The organism is Oleiphilus sp. HI0080 (assembly GCF_001635135.1).
On sequence record NZ_LWFU01001126.1, the window covers coordinates 1 to 975 of the forward strand.

General features: G+C 52.4%; 1 protein-coding gene. It reads right to left on the reverse strand.

Annotation, left to right across the window (positions count from 1 at the left end; translation table 11 throughout):
- The coding region (locus A3751_RS20320; RefSeq protein ID WP_197466565.1) for an efflux RND transporter permease subunit at positions 1–975 on the reverse strand (975 nt) is incomplete at both ends.

Here is a 975-nt window from a genome sequence, read left to right on the forward strand (position 1 = left end):
CCGATGGCTAATACCAAACCGAACAGCGTCAAGGCATTCAACGAAAACCCGAACACATGCATGACCGCGAAGGTGCCAACCAATGACACCGGTACCGCAACGAGAGGAATAATCGAGGCACGCCATGTCTGCAAAAACAGCAGAACAACAATCACCACCAAGAGCATCGCTTCAAGCAGGGTTTTTACAACGGCTTCAATCGAGCCACGAACGAACACCGTCGGGTCGTAAACGATTTTGTATTCCATGCCCTCAGGAAACGTTCTTTGCAATTCTGCCATACGCGCGCGAACGTCATTGGATATCTGGATAGCATTCGAGCCTGAACGCTGGAAGATCGCAATGGCAGCCGCCTGCTTGTTATCAAGTAACGAACGAAGCGCGTAGCTGTTTGCGCCTAACTCTACACGCGCAACGTCTTTAAGACGTGTAATGGCGCCGCTAGCGCCCACTCGCAACACAACATTCTCAAACTCTTCAATGCCTTCAAGACGACCTTTTACCTTAATCAACAACTGAAACGGGTTGTCTTCAGCACTCGGTGGAGCACCGATCGTGCCTGCTGCAGCCTGCCGATTTTGCTCGCGAATCGCGCCAATGACGTCTGTCGTCGTCATACCTAGCGCCGCGACTTTTTCCGGATTTAACCAAATACGAACAGCGTAATCACCTGCACCAAACACCAGCGCATTACCAACCCCTTCCAAACGGGCAAGCTCGTCACGGACTTTCAGCTTGGCAAAGTTGGAGAGATAGAGCATGTCGTAACGATCGTCCGGCGAGAGCAAGTGGACGACCATCGTCAGGTCTGGCGACGATTTTGTTGTGGTCACACCTAGACGCTGCACGTCTTGCGGTAAACGAGGAACAGCCCGAGCAACACGATTTTGAACTTGCACCTGCGCATCATCCACATCGGTACCCAGCTCAAACGTCACAGTGATCGCCAGACTCCCGTCAGAGGTGGCTTGTGAG